Here is a 25206-nt window from a genome sequence, read left to right as displayed (position 1 = left end):
TTGCAAAATCTAACCGTTGCGCTTGATGCAATGGGCGGGGACTTCGGTCCTCGTGTAACAGTGCCTGCCGCCGTGCAGGCACTGTCGTATTTCCCAGAGCTAAAAGTCATTCTCATAGGTGATCGAAACGCGATCACATCTCAATTATCTTCATTAGGTCGAATGCCTGACTCTCGTTTGAGTATTCAGCATTGTGATCGAGTTATTTCCAATTCTGAAAAACCTTCACTAGCCTTGCGTAACAGTCAGGGTAGCTCCATGCGTGCTGCGATTGATCTGGTCGCCGACTCTCAAGCGGATGCTTGTGTGAGTGGTGGCAACACTGGCGCATTGATGGCTTTGTCCCGTTTCCGACTTAAGCTCCTTCCTGGTATTGATAGGCCTGCATTGGTTTCAGCTTTGCCTACCGCCTCAGGAAATCGCACATGGATGCTTGATTTAGGGGCAAATGTGTCTAGTGATGCAGATTCGCTTTTCCAATTTGCTGTAATGGGCAGTGCATTAGCGGAACAACATTTAGGTCGCGCTCCACGTGTCGCTATTTTAAATATCGGTGCCGAAGAAATTAAAGGTAATGACCTTGTAAAACGATGCGCTGAAATGTTGTCGAATACTCAGTCTGTGAACTTCATAGGCTATATTGAAGGTAATCAACTCCTGCAAGATGCTGCTGATGTCGTCGTATGTGATGGTTTTGTGGGCAATGTCTGCTTAAAAACGTGCGAAGGTACGGCTCAGCTCTTTATTGATAAGCTAAAAACGCGCATGATGGCTTCAACAATAAAGGGTTGGATAGCCAGAATGTTGCTTTCTGAGCTATTTACTGAATTAAAAACCTTGAACCCCGACCAGTATAACGGCGCAAGTTTGTTAGGATTGCGCGGCATTGTCATTAAAAGTCATGGAAGTGCTGATGTATCTGCAGTTGTCAACGCGATTGGCGAGGCAGTACACGAGGTCAAACGACAAGTCCCCAGCCGCATTAGCGATCGTTTGGAAGCGGTTTTACTCGAGAGGCATTATTAGTCTTCATGTATAGCAAAATTTTAGGTACTGGCAGCTACTTGCCATCTCAGGTGCGTACTAACGCAGACTTAGAGAAAATGGTAGAGACCAGCGATGAGTGGATCGTTGCTAGAACAGGTATTAAAGAGCGTCGTATTTCAGCGGAGAACGAAACCGTTGCAGATATGGCGTTTTACGCTGCTGAAAATGCCATTGAAATGGCGGGTATCGACAAAGAAGATATTGATTTAATCATCGTTGCGACCACCAGTAGTAGCCACACATTCCCGTCTTCGGCGTGTCAGGTACAAGGTAAGCTTGGTATTAAAGGCTGCCCTGCGTTTGATTTGGCTGCAGCGTGTTCTGGTTTTGTCTATGCTTTGTCTGTTGCTGATCAGCACATCAAATCAGGCATGTGTAAGAACGTTTTGGTGATTGGTGCCGATGCACTGTCAAAAACCTGTGATCCGACTGACCGCTCTACGATCATCCTATTTGGTGATGCAGCAGGCGCGGTTGTTGTAGGCGCAAGCGAAGAGCCAGGTATTTTGTCGACACATATTTACTCTGATGGTAAATACGGTGAGCTACTAAGCCTTGAAGTACCAGAGCGTGGCGGTGATGCGGATAAATGGCTGCACATGGCGGGCAACGAAGTATTCAAAGTGGCGGTAACTCAGCTATCTAAGCTGGTTAAAGACACATTAGCTGCAAATAACATGGATAAGTCAGAGCTTGATTGGTTAGTTCCACACCAAGCGAACTACCGTATTATTTCAGCAACGGCGAAAAAGCTGACAATGTCACTTGATCAAGTGGTGATCACCCTTGATAAGCACGGCAACACGTCAGCGGCTACCGTACCAACAGCCTTGGATGAGGCTGTTCGTGACGGACGAATTAAACGCGGTCAAACGCTTCTATTGGAAGCATTTGGCGGTGGCTTCACTTGGGGTTCTGCGTTAGTTAAATTCTAACCCTAAGCGAAAACCTACAAACAAGGCACATAACTTATGTGCCTTATTCAATTTTTTGCTTTGCTTAAAGGAAAATTACAATGAGCAAGTTTGCTATCGTATTCCCAGGCCAAGGCTCTCAAGCTATCGGTATGCTTGCAGACCTAGGCGAACAGTATGATGTTGTTAAACAAACATTTGCTGAAGCTTCAGAAGCACTTGGTTACGATCTATGGGCATTAGTTCAAGATGGCCCAGTAGAAAATCTAAATGAAACTTTCCGCACTCAACCGGCTCTACTAACAGCGTCTGTTGCAATTTGGCGTGTATGGCAAGAGCTTGGCCTAGAGCAACCTGCAAACTTAGCGGGTCACAGCTTAGGTGAATATTCTGCACTAGTATGTGCTGGCGTTATCGACTTTAAAGAAGCGATCAAGCTAGTTGAACTACGTGGCCAGCTAATGCAAGAAGCGGTTCCTGCAGGCGTTGGTGCAATGTACGCAATCATCGGTCTAGATGATGAAGCGATTGCTAAAGCGTGTGAAGAAGCGGCACAGGGTGAAGTTGTTTCTCCAGTGAACTTCAACTCTCCTGGCCAAGTTGTTATCGCGGGTAACAAAGCGGCAGTAGAGCGTGCTGGTGCACTATGTAAAGAAGCGGGCGCTAAGCGTGCACTTCCTCTACCAGTATCTGTACCGTCTCACTGTGCGCTAATGAAACCTGCAGCAGACAAGCTAGCGGTAGCTCTAGAAGCTCTAGAATTCAACACGCCAGCATTGCCTGTTATCAACAACGTTGATGTTGTTGCTGAAACAGACCCTGCAAAAATTAAAGATGCGCTTGTTCGTCAACTTTACAGCCCAGTTCGTTGGACTGAAGGTGTACAAGCGATGAACGAGCAAGGCGTTGAGAAGCTACTTGAATTAGGTCCTGGTAAAGTTCTTACTGGCCTAACAAAACGAATCGTAAAAACTATGACAGCTGCTGCAGTTAATGACACTGCATCACTAGAAGCTGCTAAGTAATAACCACTTAATAGAGAAGTTATGATGAATTTAGAAGGCAAAGTTGCACTAGTTACAGGCGCAAGCCGTGGTATCGGTCGTGCAATCGCTGAACTTTTAGTTGAGCGTGGTGCTAAAGTTATCGGTACTGCTACATCTGAAGGCGGCGCTGCTGCAATCAGTGAGTACCTTGGCGAGAACGGTAAAGGTCTTGCTCTTAACGTAACTGATGTTGACTCAATTGCTGCTACACTGAAAACCATCAACGATGAATTCGGTGCGATTGACATTCTAGTTAACAACGCAGGTATCACTCGTGACAACCTACTAATGCGTATGAAAGACGACGAATGGAATGACATCATCGACACTAACCTAACACCTATCTTCCGCATGTCTAAAGCTGTATTGCGTGGCATGATGAAGAAGCGTGAAGGCCGTATCGTTAACGTTGGTTCTGTAGTGGGTACTATGGGTAACGCTGGTCAAGCAAACTACGCAGCAGCTAAAGCTGGCGTAATTGGCTTTACTAAATCAATGGCTCGTGAAGTTGCGTCTCGTGGCGTTACAGTGAACACTGTTGCTCCTGGTTTCATCGAAACTGACATGACTAAAGCGCTAAATGATGACCAACGTGCAGCAACTTTGGCGAATGTACCAGCAGGTCGACTAGGTGACCCTCGCGAAATCGCTGAAGCTGTGGTATTTTTGGCGTCGCCTGCGGCAGCTTATATCACAGGTGAAACACTTCACGTCAATGGCGGTATGTACATGGTTTAAATTATGTGCAACATTTGTGCATGATTTAAGTCAAGATCATACGTAATTTCGGTTAAAATCGTGAAAATTGTGGTTTGACCAGAAAAGTTGACCTTGCAACTTTCAATAGATTGAATAAACTACGGAAAACATCGCATAAAGCGAACTCTGTAAAGGAAAAGAAAAAATGAGCAACCTCGAAGAACGCGTAAAGAAAATCATTGTTGAACAGCTAGGTGTAGACGAAGCTGAAGTTAAAAACGAAGCTTCTTTCGTTGATGACCTAGGTGCAGATTCTCTAGACACAGTTGAGCTAGTAATGGCTCTAGAAGAAGAATTCGACACTGAAATCCCAGATGAAGAAGCTGAGAAAATTACTACTGTTCAAGCAGCTATCGATTACGTAACTAGCGCTCAGTAATAATCTCTCCCAGGCGGTCACCTCGACCGCCTGTGTTTTCTCTAACTCATCTATCCTCATCTTAAATCACCTCAATCTCCGGAGTGTAAAATCGTGTCCAAGCGTCGTGTAGTTGTCACTGGCATGGGTATGTTGTCACCGGTAGGCAACACTGTAGAATCTTCTTGGAAAGCCCTGCTAGCTGGTCAAAGTGGTATCGTGAATATCGAGCACTTTGATGCAACCAATTTCTCAACTCGTTTTGCAGGTCTAGTTAAAGACTTTAACTGCGAAGAGTACATGTCTAAAAAAGATGCTCGTAAAATGGATCTATTCATCCAATACGGCGTCGCAGCAGGTGTTCAGGCACTTGATGATTCTGGTCTAACTGTTACTGATGAGAACGCACCACGTATTGGTGTGGCTATCGGTTCTGGTATCGGTGGTCTTGGTTTGATCGAAGCCGGTCACCAAGCGCTTACTGAAAAAGGCCCTCGTAAAATTAGCCCATTCTTTGTTCCGTCAACGATCGTGAACATGATTGCTGGTCACATGTCTATCATGCGTGGTCTACGCGGTCCTAACATCGCTATTTCTACTGCATGTACAACTGGCCTACATAACATTGGTCACGCGGCACGTATGATTGCATACGGCGATGCTGACGCAATGCTAGCGGGCGGTGCTGAAAAAGCATCTACACCACTAGGTATGGGTGGTTTTGGTGCAGCTAAAGCACTATCTACTCGCAACGACGAGCCTCAAAAAGCTTCTCGTCCATGGGACAAAGGCCGTGACGGCTTCGTTCTTGGTGACGGTGCTGGCATGATGGTTCTAGAAGAGTACGAACACGCTAAAGCTCGTGGCGCTAAGATTTACTGTGAGCTAGTTGGCTTCGGTATGTCGGGTGACGCTTACCACATGACATCTCCAAGTGAAGATGGTTCTGGTGGCGCACTAGCAATGGAAGCGGCTATGCGTGATGCTGGCATTACTGGTGAACAAATCGGTTATGTTAACGCACACGGTACATCGACTCCTGCAGGCGACGTAGCAGAAGTGAAGGGCATCAAACGTGCTCTTGGCGAAGCTGGCAGCAAGCAAGTATTGGTTTCTTCAACGAAATCAATGACAGGTCACCTTCTAGGTGCCGCTGGTTCTGCTGAAGCTATCATTACGGCTATGTCTCTGGTTGACCAAATTGTTCCACCAACAATCAATCTAGATGATCCTGAAGAAGGCTTAGACATTGACTTAGTACCTCATACTGCTCGTAAAGTTAGCAACATGGAATATGCTGCATGTAACTCTTTCGGTTTCGGTGGTACAAACGGCTGTTTGATCTTCAAAAAGATTTAATCATCTTATAAAAGACCTAAACGTCGTAGATAGTCATAATTAGACTTGTTTTTAAACGGCTTGATGCTTAGCATTGAGCCGTTTCTTTTTATGGGGAAAAACATGTTTTGGATTGACGGACAAAGCCAGCAAACTATCGACATCTTAGATCGTTCGTTTCAATACGGAGACGGCTGTTTTACGACAATGCTTGTCCAAAATGGTCAGATCCAGCATTTTCAGGACCATCAACAGCGTGTCGATGAATGTCTAAAAGCGTTACGTATTTCTGCATTAGATTGGAATGTGGTTAACGTTTGGCTCAATAGCGCAATTCAACACATCCAAAACTGCCACCTCGAAAGTGCAAATAAGTTTAATAGTAGAAAAGCCGGAATAAAGCTGCATGTTAGCCGCGGTGCTGGCGGCAGAGGCTACAGCACTAAGAACATTGCTAAGCCAACCATTACCATTAGTACGTTTGATTACCCAAGCCATTATGAGGCATGGCAAGATACCGGAGTCGAACTCGGGATTTGTCGCCAAGCTTTAGGGCTGAGCCCATTGCTTGCTGGTCACAAGCATAACAATCGTCTTGAGCAGGTACTGATGAAAGACGAGATGGATCAAGCTGGTGAAGTTGACGGTTTGGTTCTTGATATCTCTGGCAATGTGATTGAAACCACCATGGCCAATCTGTTTTGGCGCCAAGGTGAGGTGATTTGTACGCCTCAGCTAACCCAAAGTGGTGTAGCGGGAGTTATGCGTAAGCAAGTGTTAACTGCGCTGAACCAAACTGAACTTTCCGTTACTATTGGTGACTATTGCTTACCTCAACTCATGCAAGCTGATGAGGTTTTCATCACCAACTCCATTTTAGGGGTTGCCCCTGTTACCCGTATTAGTGAAACCCAATTCGACATTGGAACCGTTACTCGTAGCCTTCAAGGACAACTAAACTCGTGATCAAAAAGTTATTTATTTTTATTATCTTGTGCCTCATTGCAGCGGGTGCTGCCGGGTTCTATGTGTATAACCAAGCACAAGATAACCTGAAACAAGTCATTCAATTAGAAAAGCCGCAGGTAGTTACCGTTGCTTCAGGCAGCAGCTTTAACCGCGTGCTGGCTCAGTTAATCAATGAGGGCCTATTTGAGGCATCTCCTTATGAGAAATTAATCCGTAAGCTTCACCCTGACCTTGTTGACGTAAAAGCGGGTACTTTCTTGCTAGAGCCGGGGTTAACGCTTGAGCAAGCGCTGCAAGTACTTGTAGAGGGTAAAGAGCACCAGTTTACAATTACCTTTGTTGAAGGCAGTCGTTTCGACGAATGGCTCGTGCAGCTAAAAGACAATGAATTCATTCAACAGACGTTAGATGGTGTGTCTGAAAAAGAGATCGCTGAAAAGCTTGGCATTGAAAATGAGAAGCTAGAAGGTTTGTTCTTGGCCGAAACCTACCACTACACCTACGGCACAACCGATTTAGATTTGTTGAAGCGCGCCCATCGAGACCTAATGAACGTGGTGAACGATGAATGGGAAAACAGAGCGGATAAACTGCCTCTTAAGTCACCTTATGAAGCTCTGATTCTAGCTTCTATTATTGAGAAAGAGACGGCCGTTGCTTCAGAGCGTGAACGTGTGTCGTCTGTATTCGTTAATCGCTTAAACAAGCGTATGCGTCTACAAACGGACCCAACGGTGATTTATGGAATGGGCGATAGCTACGATGGTAACATCCGTAAGAAAGATTTAAGAACCCCAACGCCATACAACACATACACTATGAGTGGCCTGCCGCCAACGCCGATTGCCATGGCAGGTCGAGCGTCAATTAATGCGGCTCTGAATCCAGAAAAGAGTAACTACCTCTATTTTGTCGCGAGTGGCAAAGGTGGGCATGTATTTTCAAAGAGTTTGGCTGAGCACAACCGTGCAGTACGAGCTTACTTAAAACAATTAAGAAGAAACAAATAAAGAACGAATTATGAATCAGTCGAAATTTATCGTGGTTGAAGGCCTTGAAGGTGCGGGTAAAAGTACAGCTATCAATGCCATTGTTGAGACATTGAAAGCTTCTGGTGTTGAAGAGCTCGTAAACACTCGTGAACCAGGCGGTACTGTGCTGGCAGAAAAGATGCGTTCACTGGTCAAAGAAGAGCACGAAGGCGAAAAGCTTCAAGACATGACTGAGTTACTGCTGATGTACGCTGCACGTGTTCAATTAGTCGAAAACGTGATTAAGCCTGCTTTAGATAGCGGTAAATGGGTATTGGGTGATCGTCATGATATGTCTTCTCAAGCGTATCAAGGTGGTGGTCGCCAGATCGCGCGTACGACAATGGAATCATTGAAAGCAACCACGCTAGGCGATTTTAAGCCGGATCTAACTCTATACTTGGACTTAGACCCTAGAGTAGGGCTTGAGCGTGCACGTGGCCGTGGTGAGCTAGATAGAATTGAAAAGATGGATATCTCTTTCTTCGATCGCACGCGTGAACGTTACCTTGAGATTGCTGCGCAAGATGATTCGGTTCTTGTGATCAATGCAGAGCAAGAGATAGAACAAGTAGCCGCAGATATTAAGCAAGCGCTTAGTACGTGGCTAGACCAACAGTAGGCAGTCATGGCGGAAGTGTATTCTTGGCTCACACCAGTTTGGAGTGAGTGGAAAAAAAGCCTCGATTCTGAGCGTTTTCCTAATTCGGTGATTGTTAATGCGCCGGAAGGGTTGGGCGTTGAAGCTCTCATTAGCCAACTTACCGATGCATTAATGTGCACAAACTATGAAAGTGAGGCGTGTGGTTTTTGCCATAGCTGTGAGTTAATGAAGTCGGGCAGTCATCCTGATTTTCATGTCATCTCGCCAGAGAAAGAAGGCAAATCGATCACGGTTGATCAAGTTCGTGCTAGTAATCGCTGGGCTCAAGAGTCATCCCAGTTGGGCGGTTTACGCGTTATCTTGCTTGAGCCTGCTGAAGCGATGAACGAGTCGGCTTCTAATGCTCTTTTGAAAACTCTCGAAGAGCCATCAAGCCAGTGTATTTTCATTTTATCGACTCGTAACAGTAATCGCCTAATGCCAACCATCATCAGCCGCTGTCAGCAGTTCAATGTGGTGAGCCCACAATTGGAAGCGGGCTCAGCATGGCTTGACGGGGAAGTGGGTAAGGTCGTTCCTGCGTATATTTTGGCACTTAACGACAATGCCCCGTTGAAAGCGAAAGCGATGTTTGAAGAGGGCGGTGTAGAGGCTTCCGAGAAAGTGTTCGACGGTTTCGTTAATATCATCAAAGGCACTCAACCTGACATGCTAAAGTTCTCGACAGAGCTTAGCAAAGACCCTTTGATTCAATTGGGTTGGTTATGGCACTTATTGTCTGACGTACAGAAGCTGCATTTTGGCTTAGCGAATACGGCTATCACTCCCAGCGCTAATGCGCTGCGTGAGGTGATGTCTTATCAAAGCGCCTATACTGCAGCACATAAACTGTTGATATTGACTGAGCAGTTGAAGCAACACCCTGGGCTCAATACGGAGCTACTCATAATGAATTGGCTGATAGCCACTTGCGAGGAAACATGTTCGTAGATTCCCACTGTCATTTAGACAAGCTGGATTACCAAGATTTACACACCAGTGTAGAAGATGTCGTTAACAAAGCGAAAGCAGCGAATGTTGAACAACTACTTTCTGTGGGTGTGACACTAGATTCGTTTGAAAATATGCTCGAAATGATAGCGCCGTTTGATAACGTTAAAGCGTCTTGTGGCGTTCATCCTCTTGATGTTGAAAGTGATTTCAGCCTTGAAAGAATGCGTGAATACGCGAGTAACCCTAAAGTGGTTGCGATAGGTGAAACCGGCTTAGATTACCACTATCAACCTGAAACTGCGGAATTGCAGCAGCTGCGATTCAAACAGCATGTTGAGCTTGCGGTTGAACTGAACAAGCCTTTGATCATTCACACTCGTAATGCGCGTGAAGATACACTTGCGATTCTTCGTGACGGTGGCGCTGAGAAGTGCGGTGGTGTTATCCACTGTTTTACTGAAGATCAGGCGTTTGCTGAAGCGGCTATGGAATTAGGGTTCTATATTTCAATTTCAGGCATTGTGACCTTTAAGCAAGCAACAGAACTTAAAGAGGTCGTTAAGAATCTGCCGTTAGATAGGCTACTGATTGAAACGGATTCTCCATACTTAGCACCGATTCCATATCGTGGAAAGCAGAATCAACCTGCATATGTTGTGGAAGTGGCGGCCTACATCGCGCAATTAAAAGGTGTATCGATGAAAGAGGTTGCTGAACAAACGACCAAAAATTACCAAAAACTTTTTTTGCGATAAAAAACTAACTAAACAAATAAAAGGGAGCGAAAGCTCCCTTTTTGTGTTTTTGATCACCAAAAATACGTTTTTTTTTAATGTTTACGAATTATGTTGAACTTGAGAGCGTGAATTATAACATTTGTAATTTTGTTACTAAAAATAACATTCTCTATTATTTTATTTACCCAGTAAAATAATAATGACTTGTAAAAATGCTCATAAATTTCAATGCTTTATTTTGTTGTAAACCATTGCATTTCTAGATTTGACATGTGATCCAAGACGTGTTTTGAAACTAAATTTCGTAAGTCACTAGAAAGTTAGTTCTGCATCAATATATATTTAGCGGCAGAAAATATAATGCAATACATGGTTACATTTTCACTGGGTGCTAACATATAGGCTACGGGGGTGTGCCGTTAGAACCCATATAATTATTTTATCTTTATCAGGAGCATAAACATGTTTAAGAACCTTTTTGCTAGCCTGCAAAAAGTTGGTAAGTCTCTGATGCTTCCAGTATCAGTTTTACCAGTTGCGGGTATTTTGCTAGGTGTCGGTGCAGCAGATCTTCCTTTCATTCCAGAAATTGTTTCAAACCTTATGGAGCAAGCTGGTGGTTCAGTATTCGGTCAAATGGCACTACTGTTTGCAGTAGGTGTTGCACTTGGCTTTACTAACAACGATGGTGTAGCTGGTCTAGCTGCAATCGTTGGTTACGGCATCATGACTGCTACACTAGGCGTAATGGCTGGTGTAATGGGCGTTGATAAAATCGATACTGGTGTACTAGGTGGTATCCTAGTCGGTGGTGTTGCTGCTTGGGCATTCAACCGTTTCTTCCGTATTCAACTTCCTGAGTACCTTGGCTTCTTCGCTGGTAAGCGTGCTGTGCCAATCATCACAGGTTTCTCTGCGATCGGTCTAGCAATCCTACTATCTGTAGTATGGCCACCAGTTGGCGGCGCTATCTCTGCGTTCTCTGATTGGGCTGCTCACCAAAACCCACAAGTGGCGTTTGGTATCTACGGTATCATTGAGCGTTCTCTAATTCCATTTGGTCTTCACCACGTATGGAACGTACCATTCTTCTTCGAAGCTGGTACTTGTGTAAACGCTGCTGGCGAAACTCAAAACGGTGTTCTTACTTGTTACCTAGTTGCTGATGACGCATCGCGTGCAGCGGGCAATGGCTTCGGTCAGCTAGCTGGTGGTTACATGTTCAAGATGTTCGGTCTACCTGCTGCTGCAATCGCAATTGCACACTCAGCTAAGCCTGAAAACCGCGCTAAAGTAATGGGTATCATGGCTTCTGCTGCGTTAACTTCATTCCTAACGGGTATCACTGAACCAATCGAATTCTCATTCCTATTCGTTGCTCCTGTTCTGTACGCAATCCACGCTCTACTAGCTGGTTCTGCTTACGTTCTTGCGAACACTCTAGGTTTTGTACACGGTACATCTTTCTCACACGGTCTAATCGACTTCCTAGTTCTATCTGGCCACGCGTCTAAGATGGGTCTAATGGTTGTTTGTGGTATTGCTTACGCTGCAATCTACTACATCGTATTCCGCACTGTGATTAAAGCTCTAGACCTTAAAACTCCTGGTCGTGAAGACGAGTCAGAAGACGAAGCAGTTGCGACTGGTTCTGAACTTGCTGGTGAGCTAGTTGCTGCATTCGGCGGTAAAGCTAACATCACTGGTCTTGACGCTTGTATCACTCGTCTACGTGTTGCAGTTGCTGATACAGCAGTTGTTGACCAAGACAAGCTTAAGAAACTAGGTGCTGCAGGTGTTGTAGTAGTAGCGGGTGGCGTACAAGCTATCTTCGGTACTAAATCTGACAACCTGAAAACAGACATGGATGAGTGGATCCGTAACAACGGTTAATTCACTGATTCAATAAATTGAAAGGAGGCCAATTGGCCTCCTTTTTTGTTTCTACTGTTTCATCAGGCTTATTCTTTTATCTCTCAGTTATTTACCTTTCATTTGAAACTAATCACCTATTATCATCATCTTTGATGGTCTGCTATCTTTAACTTTATGATGACAAATGGTGTTGGTTTTTAATTAACCTACCGCTTTTTGAAACAGTTTGAGAATACTATGAAATATCGTTACTTGATTGGCCTTATGTGCGGCAGCCTCACCTCTTTTGCTCATGCTTCTGAAGCTCCTGCGTTAGAAGTTGGTCTAGCCGTTGACCAAGATCTGAGTGCCGTTGTTGAGTTTGACCAGAAATACCGTGTCACCATTGGTAATGACGGCGCTGCATTTGATTACATCTGGAAGCGAGGTCAGTTCGAGACTGAAGCTCCGTTGAGCTGGTACGTCGGCGCGGGTGCTTGGGCTGAATGGAATGACGACTTTGGCTTACGCTTGCCGTTAGGCGTTAAAGTGAACTTCTACGAAGGTTGGAATGCTTACGCACAGGTTCACCCTGAACTTGATATGTACAAAGGTGTTGAGTTGCAACTAGGCGGTGCTCTGGGTGTGACCTATAAGTTCTAAAGTTGAACTGAAAAATACGATACAACGAAAAGCCAGTAAATTAGTCTGTCTCTTGATCACAAGTCTGGTTAATCAAGAGACTTGGCGAGTTCATACCCTTCAAGGATGGTTTGTAACCTAAGCCATCCTTGCCATAACGTCTTTATAGAAGCGCGACCTGTTCGCTTGGTATTCTTCCAACCACCTAACCGAGCAATACCGTTGTAAGCCCATGATATATTAGGCGCTTCTTTCGGTAGTTTTTTGCTCTCCAACTTGAGCCACATTAACTTCCACGCTTTGCCTTTTAATACCTGCTCACAACTGCTCTTAGATAACTCGTCTGATTCATTCATAAACCTCAACTGGAGTAACCGAGTCGCGATAAAAGCCAAAACGACGCTGAGCCTTTCTAAGTTATCCTTACTTTGCATTCTCAGTTGCTCAACTTCAGTCCCTTCACTTTTCCAGACTTTATGAAAATCTTCTATCAGCCAGCGCCGCTCATAATAACTGACGATTTTGAGTGCCTCTTCCTTGCTCGTTATCGGCTCTGAAGTCAGTAAGTGCCATGCGAGCTTATTACCACTCTCTCCTTGTTCTATACATCCCACGTAGTAAAGCGGAATGTTATCGAACTCTTTCTTGTTAGCAGGAGACTTGAGTGTCACGGGGGCATATTTGATATCTAAATGAGCCTTGCGAGCTTTACGACCGCCTTTTTGCGGTATTTCGAGCACTTTCTCTCCGGCTGATAACAGGGTAGAAGCATAGCTATAAAGACGATTATCGTGCTCTTCAATACAGCGGCTTTGCATTGAGCGAACGAGGAACCTTTGTTGTTGCTCTCGCTTGTAAGTGAGGTATTCAAATAGGTCGGCTTCTCTATCGCACACAGAAATGACATCCGAAATTTTATCGCCAAGTCGCTCAGCGACATGGCGAGAGGCTTGTTCCCACTTATAACTTTCTTTCTCTTTGTATGGTCGAGTCGCATGCTGGTGCCTTTGACCTCGCTTTTCTATATCACGAGTCCAGCGCTGTTGTTCAATTAAACCAATAACAGATTGAGTGTCGGGAGCAAAAAGTAAGGTTGAGTGTACAAACATGGCGCGATGTCGATTGCCTTGATTAGAGTGCCCGAGTTCATCTCGAATGCTGCGATGGGAGTAACTGAGAGAAGTGGTGTCTTCTAAGGCAAGAAGTGTTTGTTGCTCTAATGCTTCTTGTGCGGTGACATAAAAACCCGCTTCTGCGATATCTTCTGCTTTGATTTGCTCATTACGGATGAAGCGATAAGCCCCTTCCATTTCAGCAGGGGATATAATGAGTTTCGAGACGGGTACGCCAGGCTGCTCGGCCAGTGAGGCTGCGAGAGCAACGAGTCTTTGAGTGCGTCTAGGGTCATTAAGGTGGGCTTGACCGAACTGTTTTTGTGCCCAAAGGGTTGGCTCTATATAGGTCATGATAATCATCCTTGTCATTGCTTAGATGATCAGATCATGAAACCTAAAAATAGTTCAAAAAAAATCCCCAAGCGTGGCTTAGGGATTTGTGTATAAGAGACAGGTAAATTAGTTGGCTTTTTCATTTCTGTAGTATGCATTGTCATTTAGAAAGTAAAACTTAATCCGACATTGGCTTGGAATTGGTTCATCCAGTCTGTATCAAAGCGAATAATGCAGTCTTGGCCATTGCTTGGAATGTTGCATACGCCGGTTGTGTCGTTATCTACGACGGTACCTAACCAACGAACTTGGGTATTGAGCGCTAAGCGGTCACTAAACTTATATTCTAAACCGCCAAAAATCGACGTCGAGAAACCGTATTTATCTTTTGCCCAGTCCACATCAACATAAGAGGCGCCCAGTCCTAAGCCTAGGTATCCTGACAGAACCGAAGATGCAGGGTAGTAAATACTACTTTGAAAGTGCAGGTATTGGATTGAAGAGCTTAGGTTAAGCGTTTCCAGCTCTGAGCTTTGATTCGAGTAAAAGAAGCCAATACGTCCTTTCTCAAGCGGCGTTTCAATGGCAAAGGTGTAATTTTCAGATCCTTTCATGTCATAGTTTTTACCATCTTGATCTTCAACACTCCCTCCGGCGGTATAACCAACCATTGGAGTAATAATGATCTCCGGTGAGGCATAAACACTCGAAACCGAAAAAAGTGCAACCAACGTCATCATATTTGCTTTGTTATTCATGAGTATATCCTTATCCATACACTTACTAATTGTGATGGTTACATCAATATCGTGCGACTAATTTCGACGATTCTTGAAGATACTTCACACACCTGATAGTACTTAAATAGTGACTCAACAAATTAATAATAAGCCAGAGGTGTCTATGGAACATAATCTGAAAAATGCCCTACAAATTACAGCGTTCATCTACGTAATCATTCTTTCATTTGGCTTTATTGCGATCGGTAGTTAATACCATTTATTGCGAGGCTGAGTTTTGATACTCAGGAAATAATGAATAGTGGGTTCGTAACCAATATTGATACCGCAATAGACTTAGATTATTACGCTAAGTTTATTGCTGGTAAAACAGCACTGGTCGCTCAAGGTGGCGGACAGAGAAGTATTTTTACCTCAGGCGTTCTCGACGCTTTTCTCCTCTCTAATTTTGACCCTTTCGATGAGTTTTTCGGTACCTCGGCAGGTGCGCTTAACTTATGTGCCTATTTGTGCCGTGATAAAGGTTTAGGGCGCTCTTTTGTCCTTGACCTGACCACCTCCCCAGAGTTCTTCAATCTGTTCTCTTACATACGGCACAGGAAGAATTTAGGGCTTGAGTGGGCCTTAGAGCAAATCATGGCTTATCCCTACAAGCTCGACCTTGATTTAGGGCGACAAACCTTAGGTGAGCGGCACTTCTATGCGGCGGTAACGGGTTCTAAAGATTTACGAGATCACTACTTCCCTCTGTTGGGAGACGATTGGTATAAGGTGATGATAGCAACTTGTGCCATTCCTCGTTTGTACAATGATGAGATCTTGATTGGTGATAGTGCTTATGTGGATGGCGGCGTGTCTGCCTCTATTCCCGTTCAAGAGGCGTGGCGTAGGCAGGCTCGTTCAATTGTTGTGATTCGTACAGAACCTGTAACGGATGAAGAGGGGAGACCGCTAGTTCAAGCTCCGCAGCAGCAACAGAAAATTCAAGCACCTAAACCGGTAACTGCCGAGGAGTTGGAGTGGTTCCGAGAATCGTTCGATAGTGTTCAAGGCCATTGGCAACAAAAAGTGGAGCAATGGAAGACGGACTGGACCTCTTTCTTCCAGCAGCAGATCCTACGCTCTAAAGAACAGAAGCGTGACCGTGGGCATTTAGATTTACTTAATGGCGGTCGATGGTTGTTTGGTGCTGATGATATTTACCGTTTAAGCCATTTAATTGGTGATAAGTTTGATTCTGGGTTGGCCGACATGTTGATGGTGCACTACCAAACTTACTCGTTGACTCAAGACTTTTTGAATTCTCCTCCGGATGATGCCTTTGTGGTGCAGATCGCGCCAAGTAAACCGTTAAAATCGAGCTCTTTAATGAGTGACAAAGAAGATTTGCTCCATGATTACGAATTGGGTTTAGAAGCCGGCTATCGATTCGTTGAAACTTATACCACAACAGAAAACGCTCGCAGTTCCCATATGCCGCAATTGACAAGTATTGTTATTGATAAATAATACGGGCGGAATGCTATAGCTAGCTTTGTTGAGATAACATACTGAAATGAAGAAAGGGTTATTGAACTTAGTTCGATAACCCTTTTACTTTTATCTCATGCTGTCGCTGTTTTTTTGCTTCATCTGCTTTTAGCTAGGTGACAGGTAGGATTCTCATACAGTTGGTTGAGCCAGCCACGTCCATGATATCGCCTTGAGTAATGATCACGAGATCACCAAACTTGAGATGACCTTTCTCTTTTAAGCAAGCAAGTGTCGATAGTGCAATGTCAAAGCTATCTTTGGCTTCTGTCTCAAAATAGATAGGGGTTACGCCTCGATACAAGGTACAACGGTTTAGCGTTCCTTCGTTACGAGACAAAGCGTAGATAGGCATGTCAGCACTTAAGCGAGACATCATCAAAGCAGTGCGCCCAGACTCAGTCAGCGTGACTACACCTTTAATGCCTTCCATGTGGTTGGCAGAGTAGATGGTTGCCATTGATACTGTTTCTTCTGCTGTCACGAAAGTGCGGTCAATTCGGTAGTTGGACTGATTGACGTTTGCCATCTTCTCGGCGCCCACACACACTTCAGCCATCGATTTTACCGTCTCTACTGGGTATTGCCCGGCAGCGGTTTCACCAGACAGCATTACCGCATCAGTACCATCAAGGACTGCGTTCGCTACATCCATTACTTCAGCACGGGTAGGCATTGGAGCGGAGATCATTGATTCCATCATCTGAGTTGCAGTGATGATAGTGCGATTAAGGGCTCTAGCGCGGCGTATAAGCTGTTTTTGTACACCGACCAACTCTGGGTCTCCAATTTCTACTCCGAGGTCACCACGAGCCACCATGACCACATCTGAAGCCATTATGATGTCATCCATGTTCTCAACGGTCGATACTGTCTCTGCTCGCTCTACTTTGGCGACCAGGTGAGCTTCTAAACCTGCTTCACGCGCAAGTTGGCGAGCGTAGTGCATGTCTTCGCCGTTACGAGGGAAAGAGACAGCGAGATAATCGACTTGGATTTGGGCGGCGGTGACGATGTCTCGTTTGTCTTTGTCGGTTAGCGCTTCTGCAGAAAGCCCACCGCCTTTTTTGTTGATGCCCTTGTTGTTGGATAGCGGACCGCCAATGATGACTTCGGTATGAACGCGGCAACCTTCGACCTTGGTGACTTTGAGTTGCACACGTCCATCATCAAGTAACAGAATGTCGCCGGCTGAGACATCATTCGGCAGCTCTTTGTAGTCGAGGCCAACGGCTTCTTGATTGCCTTCGCCTAAACCTAGGCTGCTGTCGAGGGTGAATTCATCACCAACAGCCAGTTGAATTTTTCCATCTCTGAATGTCGACACACGAATCTTGGGACCTTGAAGGTCGCCGAGGATAGCGATTTGTGTCCCCAGTTTTTTTGCGATTGCTCTGACTTTTTCTGCACGTTGTATATGGTCGTCGCTGCTGCCGTGGGAGAAGTTCATACGAACAATATTGGCACCTGCTTTGATGATCTCTTCAAGCACGTTACCTTTATCGGTAGAAGGGCCTAGCGTTGTGACGATTTTCGTTTTTCTTAATTCAGCTGTCATGAATACTCCTAGAGTGAGGCCAGTAATCTTTTTAAAAGACTGAATTAAGTATATGCATTAATTGATAATTTATTGGGAGCTAGGAGGATATTTCTTGATTTGCTTTTAATTATTGAATTCAGGGCTCAAACGCGATGTTTTATTCTGAAAATTAAGTCGTAAATTATCGATTTGGGTGTTAATTTTCCTCGAACTATTTGACTCGATACACAAAGATTCATGTATATACGTGATACTGGTCACGGCGATATACCAAGTGACTTCACAATTACTTCGCAAAGTAAAAAAATTATCTCGTTGATGATTTCTGGAGCGTAAAATGTACATGGCTCAACCGGGCCATATTGATCATATCAAACAGGTCAATGCTGGTCGTGTATATAAACTAATTGACCTTAAAGGTCCTATTTCTCGTATCGATCTGTCCAAACAAAGTGAGTTGGCTCCGGCGAGTATTACCAAAATAACCCGTGAACTCATGGAAGCTCACCTTATCCACGAGACGACGGTTCAAGAAGCCACGACTCGCGGACGTCCTGCTGTTGGCTTGCAAACCAACAATGAAGGTTGGCAATTCTTGTCGATGCGTCTTGGACGCGGGTATCTTACTATCGCGCTTCATGAACTGGGCGGCGATGTGCTTATCGATACGAAGATCGACATTCACGAACGCGACCAAGATGATGTACTTGCGCGTCTTCTTCATGAAATCGACGAATTCTTCCAAACTTATGCTGAGCAGCTCGACAGGGTAACCAGTATCGCGGTCACGCTTCCAGGCCTTGTGAATTCAGAGCAGGGTATTGTGTTGCAAATGCCGCATTACAATGTCGAAAACTTAGCTTTGGGTCCTGAGATCTACAAAGAAACGGGCTTGCCGGTTTTTATTGCCAATGATACTCGCGCGTGGGCGCTGGCTGAGAAGTTGTTTGGTAATTCTCAAGATAATGACAACTCTGTCTTAATCTCTATTCACCACGGTTTAGGTGCCGGGATTATTCTTGATGGCCGCGTTTTACAAGGTCGTCATGGCAACATCGGTGAGTTGGGGCATATCCAGATCGATAAGGAAGGCAAGCTGTGTCATTGTGGTAACCGAGGCTGCTTAGAGACGGTTGCGAGTTCACAAGCGATTCGTGAGCAAGTGAAAGAGCGTCTAGCCAATGGTGAGGAATCCACGCTGACTGCTTTTGAAGATGTCACGATTGAACAAATCTGTGCTGCTGCGGCTGATGGTGATCCGCTGGCGGTCGAAGTGATTGAGCAGTTAGGCCGTTATCTAGGTTCTGCGATTGCCATTGTGATTAACTTGTTCAACCCAGAGAAAATCTTAGTCGGTGGTGTCATCAACCAAGCTAAGAGCGTTCTGTACCCTGCGATTCAAAAATGTATCGAAGAGCAGAGCTTATCGGTTTACCACCAAGATTTAGAGCTGGTGGAATCTCGATTCTACAAACAAGCAACGATGCCTGGTGCTGCGCTTATCAAGCAGGCTCTCTACGACGGTCAGTTGCTAATGAAAGTTATTGAAGGCTAACTCTTTTTCTCTTCTTTTAGCCTTCCCCGATCCTTTCCATGTACTTAAGCTTCGTATAACAACATTTGTTGTACTTAGTTTAAGCATTCTGTGCATTAGCGCTTTGCTTTAACCCATTGAAGTAGGCTATTGTAGCCACAGTTATTATTTGTCACTAAGGTGTTGTATGTCTGGCGTTTTAAATTCGGTTGATCAGAGAACGAAACTGGTTGGTGAAAACCGTCTGGAACTCTTGTTATTCAGCTTAAATAGTCGCCAATTATTTGCGATTAACGTATTTAAAGTTAAAGAAGTGCTAAAAGTGCCGGTACTTACTCGCTTACCGGGCTCCCACCACCATATTACAGGGGTGGCTTCTTTACGTGGTGAATCAGTACCTGTGATTGATCTGCGAAGTGCCATTGGCTTTCCGCCGTCACGTGCAGAGTCTCAAGAAAGTAACTTGATCATTACGGAGTACAACCGAACTGTACAAGGTTTCTTGGTTGGACAGGTGCGTAATATCGTCAATACAACATGGACTGAAATCCAGCCGCCACCAAAGACAACAGGTCGTGCAAACTACCTAACCGCTATCACGCATATTCAAGAAGAAGAACAGCACAAAATCGTTGAGATCATCGATGTTGAGAAGGTGCTAGCAGAGATCATCGATTACGATGTGTCGATCTCTGAAGGTGTGTTAGATGAGCAGTTAGCTCAAGAGATGATAGGGCGTAATGTACTTATCGTTGATGATTCTTCAACCGCGCGTAACCAAATCAAGGGCACCTTGTCGCAATTAGGTTTGAACATTATTGAATGTTGTGACGGCTTAGAAGCTCTGAATTTACTTAAGGGCTGGTGTGATGAAGGCAAAGACATCAATCAAGAAATACTATTGATGATCACTGATGCTGAAATGCCTGAGATGGATGGCTACAAACTGACTCATGAAGTGCGCTCTGACCCAAGAATGTACGACCTGTTTATTACGCTAAATACCTCATTAAGCGGAAGCTTTAATGAAGCAATGGTTGAAAAAGTAGGGTGTAACCGCTTCATTTCTAAGTTCCAACCAGACTTGTTGGTTGAGGTAACTCAGGAGCGTATGCGTCAGATTTTGTAATTTATACCGACATGCAGTCTGTTTTGGGTGATCTTATGGAAAACGTTTGCTATTATTGATGCAGCATATTTCTCATAACAAAATATGCTCAACTACTCACGTAACTTTTCACGCACAATTTAAGGTAGTTCCTTTTAATGATATGGTTAACGTCTAAAGTTGTCATGACTTTAAGCTTATTACTATATAGGGAATTTAAGAAAAGACGTACGGAAGCTGACGTTGAGGTATAACTCAACAATTTGAAATAAAGGGAAGCTGGCGCTTCCCTTTTTCGTTTTATTTGTCGATATAAAACAGTAATTTGAGTTGTTAGTGAAAGTCTCGCGATTTGGTTTTTAAGCCAACAATCTCATCGGTAATATCGATAAGCTTACCTGCAATCACATGTACCACTTCACCTTCTTTTTCTAGGATGCCTTGCACCTTTAACGCCTTGGCTGTGAGATACGCTTGCTGTTGAGCGCGCGCCGTTGCTCCCCATACCACCACATTAATATTGCCCGTATTATCTTCCAGTGTGACAAAGGTGACGCCTGCTGCAGTTCCGGGGGATTGCTTACCTGTTACAAGCCCAACAACGGTGACCATGGATTTGTGTCGTTGTTGTTTTAAGTCTTTCATATGAGTGAATCGACCGAGTCGGTTAGCTTCTTCCAGTAACGTGATGGGGTGCTTATTCAAAGAGATCCCAACACTGGTGAAATCCGCAAGTAAATCCTGCATCTCGCTGGGTTGTCGCAATCCTTGTTCGTCATTATCTTTTTCAAAGCTGTCATCGATTTGACTAAACAAGGGTAGATCAGAGGCCGAGTCCATAATCGCCCAGCGAGTTTGAAAGCGGTCACCTGAAACGTTGTGAAGCGCATTTGCTGAGGCAAGTAGCTCAATGTCTTTCTTGTTGATTGATAACTGTTTTACCTGGTTAGGGTGGTGATAACCCGAGCTCGGCCGGTTAGCTAACACACTCTGGATACCATGTTCACTCAAGCCTTTGATTTGTCTCATCCCTAAACGTATGGCTAAACCGTTTTGCTGAGAGACAACGGTGTGGTTGTCTTGAGAGGTATTCACGCATACTGGGAGTATCGCTACATTGTGTCGCTGAGCATCTTGTACCAATTGCGATGGGCTGTAGAACCCCATAGGTTGGCTATTCAGTAAGGAGGCGTAGAAGCACTCAGGGTAATAGCATTTTAACCAAGCTGAACAATACGCGAGTACTGCAAACGAAGCGGAATGACTTTCCGGGAAGCCGTACTCACCAAAGCCACATATCTGTTTAAAGATTTGCTCGGCAAATTCAGTGTCATAGCCTCGCTTTTGCATGCCTTCAATGATTTTGGTTTTAAATTTAAATACGTTGCCGTTTTTCTTCCAAGCGGCCATCGCACGTCTGAGCTGATCCGCCTCACCACCTGTAAACCCTGCGGCGACCATGGCGAGTTTTATCACTTGCTCTTGGAATATAGGCACACCCATAGTGCGCGATAGAACGGATTCAACCTCTTTCGAGGGATAGCTGATTGGCTCAATACCATCACGACGCTTGAGATAAGGGTGCACCATGTCACCTTGAATAGGACCTGGGCGTACGATAGCGATTTGAATCACCAAGTCGTAGTACGTCCTTGGCTTGAGCCTTGGAAGCATGCTCATTTGGGCTCGTGACTCAATCTGGAATATGCCAACGGTGTCTGCTCGTTGAATCATGCCATAAACTTGAGGATCATCTTTAAGGCGAGTGATCTCTGCGATCGTTAACGAGCGACCATGAATACGCTTGATCAGGTCGAAGCATTTTCGAATGGCAGACAGCATACCAAGTGCAAGTACATCAACTTTAAGCAGCCCCAGAGTTTCAAGGTCATCCTTATCCCATTGAATAATTGTGCGATCGTGCATTGCGGCGTTCTCGACTGGAACCAATTCATACAAAGGTCCAGAAGAGATCACAAAGCCGCCCACATGCTGAGACAGGTGACGTGGAAAGCCGATGATTTCATTAACTAAATGGATAAACTGCTGACCTTTTAAAGATTCAGGTTGTAGCCCTAATAGCGTGAGCTGAGCCTGCCAACCTAGGCTTTTATCTCTGCGGTTGGTGTTCTTAATGAAGTAATCAAGCTGGGTCTCCTGTAGTCCCAGTGCTTTACCTACATCCCTTACTGCACTTTTGAAGCGATAAGAAATGACCGTAGCAGCAAGCGCAGCACGTTCTCTACCGTATTTTTGATAGATGTATTGGATGATTTCTTCGCGGCGTTCATGCTCAAAGTCGACATCAATATCGGGCGGCTCATCACGCTCTTTACTGATGAAGCGTTCGAACAGTACTGAGATCTGCCTTGGGTCGACAGAGGTGATCTCTAGGCAGTAACAAACCACGGAATTGGCCGCTGAACCTCGACCTTGATAAAGAATGCCTTGGCTTTTGGCAAACATGACGATGTCATGGATCGTCAGGAAGAAGAAAGGGTAGTCGAGCTCGTCAATAAGCCCTAACTCTTTATCGATGATCTGTTGAATGTCACTAGGGACACCTTGTGGGAAGCGAGCCTGTTTGCCTTTCTCGACCAACATGCGCAGATAACTCATGGGAGTTTCACCTTGAGGGATCAGCTCACTTGGGTATTCGTATCGCAAGCTATCCAAATCAAAGTCACACAGCTCAGCGATGCGATTGCTCTCTTCTAGCCACTCTGTTTTAAAGATATGAGAGAGCTTATTGATGCTTCGCAAACAGCGCTCGGCATTCGCCAATAGATGGGTGCCCACTTCGGTAATGGGCTTTTGGTATTTAATTGCAGTGAGTGAGTGCTGCAAGGGCAGACGATTAGCATTGTGCATCAACACGCCGCCACAAGCTGTCATTGGTAGGTGATGATGATGTGACAGCTCCACACAGTAATCGATGTACTTCTGATCGGTCTGTTTTAGGTGTCGTTGCAAGCCAATCCACAATCGACCTGAGTGATGTTGTGAAAGCCACTGTCCCCAATGGGCGTCTTCAGTTTTCTGTTGAGGAAGCCATAGAATGAAGCAGTGCTTAGCCGACATGATATCCCACTCAGAGAGCTGATAATGTCCTTTGCTGCTACGACGTCTAGCGTTAGTAATAATACGGCACAGTTCGGCATAGGCCTTTCTATTTGGGCACAGCAAAACCATTTGGCACTCTTCATTTAGCCAAAACATGCTTCCGACAATCTGCTTGATCGACAGTTTGTGTTGCTTGATTGCAGAATGAACCTTAACGATACCCGCGACCGAGCACTCGTCGGTGACCGCAAGTGCTTTGTAGCGTAAAAAGTCGGCTTGTAAAACCAGCTCTTCCGCGTGCGAAGCCCCCTCAAGAAAGGAGTAATTACTTTGACAGAAAAGCTCTGAGTATTGTTGAGACATAATGTAATCTCACTTAATCATTGCGAGTAAACATGATTGAAAGGGGCGTTTAAATTGAGTCAATGGTGCGGATTGGCGATTCAACTCTTTATTGGTTAGCTGAATAAGTGTTAGTTAGCTGAATAAGCCGTGTAAGAACCACTGTTTATCTGGTGTTCTAAATACCCATAACCATCGACCGTTTTCACTGTGAGCAATAAAGTAGTCACGAATGATTTTCTCGCCATCCCACCATCCAGAAACAATCCGTTCAGGGCCCTGAGATAAGGTGACGTTCTCGGTTAAGGCTTCTGGCTCCGGCAGCAAAATACTGGGCCTGAGTCGCTGCTGACCCATGTTGAGAGTGGGTGTTGTTTGTTCCACAACCTCAACGGTGGCTTTTTTCTTTGCTACGGTTTTACTCAGGGTTGGAAGCGAGTAGCGGTTGGCTTTTTCTGGCCTAGGATCCTGCTGTATTTTGGGTGTTTGAATGCATGCCTGTCCGAGCTTTGCCTGTAACAGTGACAGTAGATCTAACGCAGCAAGTGTCCCGATATTGCCATCAAAAAGATCATGGTAGGCCATTTGAGGCTCACCATGACGAGCTAACGAGAGAGTGAGCCCTTGAACAGGGGCTGTGAGCTTGAGTGACTCTAAGGTGAGATGGGTAAGGTTAGCCCACTTTTCAGCAAGGTAGTCGCCCTGTGCCGAATAGAAAGAGACATGGTGGTCGTCTTTATCCCTGAGATGCAGAGTCAGTGTTAGCTCAAACGCGACTCTGTCACGTAGCCTCAAAAAGCACTCCAGTTGATCCAATAATTTCAGCAGCGGCTTTTCGATAAATAGAATGTTCTCTATATCAAACAACAGCTCCAGATATTGCTGGAAGCTTTCTGGTGGATGATAGAAATCAATAGGGTGCTTGAATTGCCCATTGAGGCGACCAACATAATTGACCAAGTCGATATCAAAGCGACGTGCGACTTCTTGCAAAGGCAGCTTCAATAGCTCTTCAACGATATTAATACCGACACGATTTAAGCGCTCAACTTGCTTAGGTGGTAGCTCGCTAGAACTCAATGCTTGTTGGTTAACCCAAGCCTTCATCTGTTGAACATTGTCTGTTACTTGATTGATCGCTTGTTTGCCCAGAAGGATCGCAGAAAGCGGTGAGTAGCCTGTGGCAAAACTGCACTTAATGTTGAGAGCTTCAATATGGCTTTTGAGTTCATGCCAGTAGTTATCCAGTCCATCGTAAAGCGATAGCATGTTAGAAGCTTTAATCAACAAGCCATTGGGTGGTAACAGAGTCATGTCGGAAGTCACCAGGTACGCCCATTGAGCTATCTCTTTCAGTTTGTTTTTCTCAAGCTCAATGCTGTATGGGTGAACGTGTAAGTGATGGCAAAGTGCCGCCGCTGACCCTAGCCCCATACCCAGTGTGATGCCTGATTCCCGCGCGACTTGATTAGCTTGCAGTACACGATGATCTTTTTCATCCACGATGATAATAGGTTGCTCGTGTGATTCTTCCTTTGAGCTCGACTCACTTGAGTTAAACAAGGTATCCAATTGCAGAGATGGAAAGTGCAGATACAGCCACAGCATA

22 protein-coding genes are annotated in these 25206 nt (G+C 45.0%); 17 read left to right on the top strand and 5 right to left on the bottom strand.

Translation table 11 applies throughout. The features are described from left to right. The 13 genes from plsX to OCV52_RS10425 all read left to right on the top strand — a co-directional run bounded on the left by plsX (position 1) and on the right by OCV52_RS10425 (position 12313). Positions 1–1026, top strand: a complete 1026-nt coding sequence (gene plsX / locus OCV52_RS10485; RefSeq protein WP_137409090.1) for a phosphate acyltransferase PlsX — start codon at positions 1–3, stop codon at positions 1024–1026. Between the two features lie 5 nt (positions 1027–1031). Beyond that, the gene (locus tag OCV52_RS10480) at positions 1032–1982 is read left to right on the top strand and encodes a beta-ketoacyl-ACP synthase III (protein WP_061033777.1); all 951 of its coding nucleotides are present in this window, start codon (positions 1032–1034) and stop codon (positions 1980–1982) included. Between the two features lie 80 nt (positions 1983–2062). Then, positions 2063–2986, top strand: coding sequence for an ACP S-malonyltransferase (gene fabD / locus OCV52_RS10475; RefSeq protein ID WP_061033776.1), 924 nt, complete (start codon positions 2063–2065; stop codon positions 2984–2986). A 24-nt stretch (positions 2987–3010) separates the two neighbouring features. Next, on the top strand, positions 3011–3745 hold the full coding sequence (gene fabG / locus OCV52_RS10470; RefSeq protein ID WP_004737380.1) for a 3-oxoacyl-ACP reductase FabG: 735 nt from the start codon (positions 3011–3013) through the stop codon (positions 3743–3745). A gap of 166 nt (positions 3746–3911) precedes the next feature. Next, positions 3912–4145, top strand: a complete 234-nt coding sequence (acpP, locus tag OCV52_RS10465) for an acyl carrier protein (RefSeq protein WP_004737381.1) — start codon at positions 3912–3914, stop codon at positions 4143–4145. Positions 4146–4238: 93 nt separating this feature from the next. Continuing rightward, a complete protein-coding gene (gene fabF / locus OCV52_RS10460) occupies positions 4239–5483 on the top strand; it encodes a beta-ketoacyl-ACP synthase II (protein ID WP_004737382.1) in 1245 nt (414 codons plus the stop codon). A 102-nt stretch (positions 5484–5585) separates the two neighbouring features. Then, entirely contained in the window at positions 5586–6428 is an 843-nt protein-coding gene (gene pabC / locus OCV52_RS10455) for an aminodeoxychorismate lyase (protein WP_137409089.1), read from the top strand. Further along, entirely contained in the window at positions 6425–7441 is a 1017-nt protein-coding gene (gene mltG / locus OCV52_RS10450; RefSeq protein WP_137409088.1) for an endolytic transglycosylase MltG, read from the top strand. The genes pabC and mltG overlap by 4 nt, the downstream gene beginning before the upstream one ends. Positions 7442–7451: 10 nt before the next feature. Further along, the gene (gene tmk / locus OCV52_RS10445; protein WP_137409087.1) at positions 7452–8084 is read left to right on the top strand and encodes a dTMP kinase; all 633 of its coding nucleotides are present in this window, start codon (positions 7452–7454) and stop codon (positions 8082–8084) included. Between the two features lie 6 nt (positions 8085–8090). After that, entirely contained in the window at positions 8091–9056 is a 966-nt protein-coding gene (locus OCV52_RS10440; protein WP_137409086.1) for a DNA polymerase III subunit delta', read from the top strand. Further along, positions 9047–9814 carry a TatD family hydrolase gene (locus tag OCV52_RS10435; RefSeq protein WP_137409085.1) on the top strand — a complete coding sequence of 256 codons (768 nt, stop codon included), beginning with the start codon at positions 9047–9049 and terminating at the stop codon, positions 9812–9814. Before OCV52_RS10440 ends, OCV52_RS10435 begins: the two co-directional genes overlap by 10 nt. Positions 9815–10258: 444 nt before the next feature. Further along, positions 10259–11689, top strand: coding sequence for a PTS glucose transporter subunit IIBC (gene ptsG / locus OCV52_RS10430; protein ID WP_137409084.1), 1431 nt, complete (start codon positions 10259–10261; stop codon positions 11687–11689). 219 nt (positions 11690–11908) lie between these two features. Continuing rightward, on the top strand, positions 11909–12313 hold the full coding sequence (locus OCV52_RS10425) for a hypothetical protein (RefSeq protein WP_137409083.1): 405 nt from the start codon (positions 11909–11911) through the stop codon (positions 12311–12313). Positions 12314–12381: 68 nt separating this feature from the next. Here OCV52_RS10425 and OCV52_RS10420 read toward each other — a convergent pair whose 3' ends face one another. Both OCV52_RS10420 and OCV52_RS10415 read right to left on the bottom strand, forming a co-directional pair. Next, entirely contained in the window at positions 12382–13758 is a 1377-nt protein-coding gene (locus OCV52_RS10420) for an IS4 family transposase (protein ID WP_102265919.1), read from the bottom strand. 146 nt (positions 13759–13904) lie between these two features. Beyond that, the gene (locus tag OCV52_RS10415; RefSeq protein WP_061033770.1) at positions 13905–14498 is read right to left on the bottom strand and encodes a hypothetical protein; all 594 of its coding nucleotides are present in this window, start codon (positions 14496–14498) and stop codon (positions 13905–13907) included. Positions 14499–14643: 145 nt separating this feature from the next. Here OCV52_RS10415 and cydH point away from each other — a divergent pair, with 145 nt between their 5' ends. After that, positions 14644–14733 (top strand): cytochrome bd-I oxidase subunit CydH, encoded by a 90-nt coding sequence (gene cydH / locus OCV52_RS10410; protein WP_105057857.1) that lies wholly within the window; start codon positions 14644–14646, stop codon positions 14731–14733. Between the two features lie 41 nt (positions 14734–14774). Continuing rightward, on the top strand, positions 14775–15989 hold the full coding sequence (locus OCV52_RS10405) for a patatin-like phospholipase family protein (protein WP_137407678.1): 1215 nt from the start codon (positions 14775–14777) through the stop codon (positions 15987–15989). Positions 15990–16122: 133 nt separating this feature from the next. On the opposite strand, the gene pyk is transcribed toward OCV52_RS10405, so the two are convergent. Next, the gene (gene pyk, locus OCV52_RS10400) at positions 16123–17568 is read right to left on the bottom strand and encodes a pyruvate kinase (RefSeq protein WP_116871823.1); all 1446 of its coding nucleotides are present in this window, start codon (positions 17566–17568) and stop codon (positions 16123–16125) included. A 319-nt stretch (positions 17569–17887) separates the two neighbouring features. Here pyk and mlc point away from each other — a divergent pair, with 319 nt between their 5' ends. Continuing rightward, positions 17888–19105: a sugar metabolism global transcriptional regulator Mlc gene (gene mlc / locus OCV52_RS10395; protein ID WP_102426030.1), complete on the top strand. Its 1218-nt coding sequence runs from the start codon at positions 17888–17890 to the stop codon at positions 19103–19105. 166 nt (positions 19106–19271) lie between these two features. Then, positions 19272–20213, top strand: a complete 942-nt coding sequence (locus OCV52_RS10390; protein WP_137407679.1) for a chemotaxis protein CheV — start codon at positions 19272–19274, stop codon at positions 20211–20213. Between the two features lie 312 nt (positions 20214–20525). Here OCV52_RS10390 and OCV52_RS10385 read toward each other — a convergent pair whose 3' ends face one another. After that, positions 20526–23618 carry an error-prone DNA polymerase gene (locus OCV52_RS10385; RefSeq protein ID WP_137407680.1) on the bottom strand — a complete coding sequence of 1031 codons (3093 nt, stop codon included), beginning with the start codon at positions 23616–23618 and terminating at the stop codon, positions 20526–20528. Positions 23619–23732: 114 nt separating this feature from the next. Next, positions 23733–25205 (bottom strand): Y-family DNA polymerase, encoded by a 1473-nt coding sequence (locus OCV52_RS10380; protein ID WP_137407681.1) that lies wholly within the window; start codon positions 25203–25205, stop codon positions 23733–23735. Between the last annotated feature and the right edge of the window lies 1 nt (position 25206).

It is taken from the genome of Vibrio chagasii (assembly GCF_024347355.1).
GTDB classification, from domain to species: domain Bacteria; phylum Pseudomonadota; class Gammaproteobacteria; order Enterobacterales; family Vibrionaceae; genus Vibrio; species Vibrio chagasii.
This window is presented reverse-complemented; position numbering and strand designations above follow the sequence as displayed.

Excerpts from the sequence above, each read along its gene's own strand:
- OCV52_RS10480 (WP_061033777.1), top strand. The coding sequence starts at position 1,032 with ATGTATAGCAAAATTTTAGGTACTGGCAGCTACTTGCCATCTCAGGTG.
- fabD (WP_061033776.1), top strand. The coding sequence starts at position 2,063 with ATGAGCAAGTTTGCTATCGTATTCCCAGGCCAAGGCTCTCAAGCTATC.
- fabG (WP_004737380.1), top strand. The coding sequence starts at position 3,011 with ATGAATTTAGAAGGCAAAGTTGCACTAGTTACAGGCGCAAGCCGTGGT.
- acpP (WP_004737381.1), top strand. The coding sequence starts at position 3,912 with ATGAGCAACCTCGAAGAACGCGTAAAGAAAATCATTGTTGAACAGCTA.
- pabC (WP_137409089.1), top strand. The coding sequence starts at position 5,586 with ATGTTTTGGATTGACGGACAAAGCCAGCAAACTATCGACATCTTAGAT.
- tmk (WP_137409087.1), top strand. The coding sequence starts at position 7,452 with ATGAATCAGTCGAAATTTATCGTGGTTGAAGGCCTTGAAGGTGCGGGT.
- OCV52_RS10440 (WP_137409086.1), top strand. The coding sequence starts at position 8,091 with ATGGCGGAAGTGTATTCTTGGCTCACACCAGTTTGGAGTGAGTGGAAA.
- OCV52_RS10435 (WP_137409085.1), top strand. The coding sequence starts at position 9,047 with ATGTTCGTAGATTCCCACTGTCATTTAGACAAGCTGGATTACCAAGAT.
- ptsG (WP_137409084.1), top strand. The coding sequence starts at position 10,259 with ATGTTTAAGAACCTTTTTGCTAGCCTGCAAAAAGTTGGTAAGTCTCTG.
- OCV52_RS10425 (WP_137409083.1), top strand. The coding sequence starts at position 11,909 with ATGAAATATCGTTACTTGATTGGCCTTATGTGCGGCAGCCTCACCTCT.
- OCV52_RS10420 (WP_102265919.1), bottom strand. The coding sequence starts at position 13,758 with ATGACCTATATAGAGCCAACCCTTTGGGCACAAAAACAGTTCGGTCAA.
- OCV52_RS10415 (WP_061033770.1), bottom strand. The coding sequence starts at position 14,498 with ATGAATAACAAAGCAAATATGATGACGTTGGTTGCACTTTTTTCGGTT.
- cydH (WP_105057857.1), top strand. The coding sequence starts at position 14,644 with ATGGAACATAATCTGAAAAATGCCCTACAAATTACAGCGTTCATCTAC.
- OCV52_RS10405 (WP_137407678.1), top strand. The coding sequence starts at position 14,775 with ATGAATAGTGGGTTCGTAACCAATATTGATACCGCAATAGACTTAGAT.
- pyk (WP_116871823.1), bottom strand. The coding sequence starts at position 17,568 with ATGACAGCTGAATTAAGAAAAACGAAAATCGTCACAACGCTAGGCCCT.
- mlc (WP_102426030.1), top strand. The coding sequence starts at position 17,888 with ATGTACATGGCTCAACCGGGCCATATTGATCATATCAAACAGGTCAAT.
- OCV52_RS10390 (WP_137407679.1), top strand. The coding sequence starts at position 19,272 with ATGTCTGGCGTTTTAAATTCGGTTGATCAGAGAACGAAACTGGTTGGT.
- OCV52_RS10385 (WP_137407680.1), bottom strand. The coding sequence starts at position 23,618 with ATGTCTCAACAATACTCAGAGCTTTTCTGTCAAAGTAATTACTCCTTT.
- OCV52_RS10380 (WP_137407681.1), bottom strand. The coding sequence starts at position 25,205 with ATGCTGTGGCTGTATCTGCACTTTCCATCTCTGCAATTGGATACCTTG.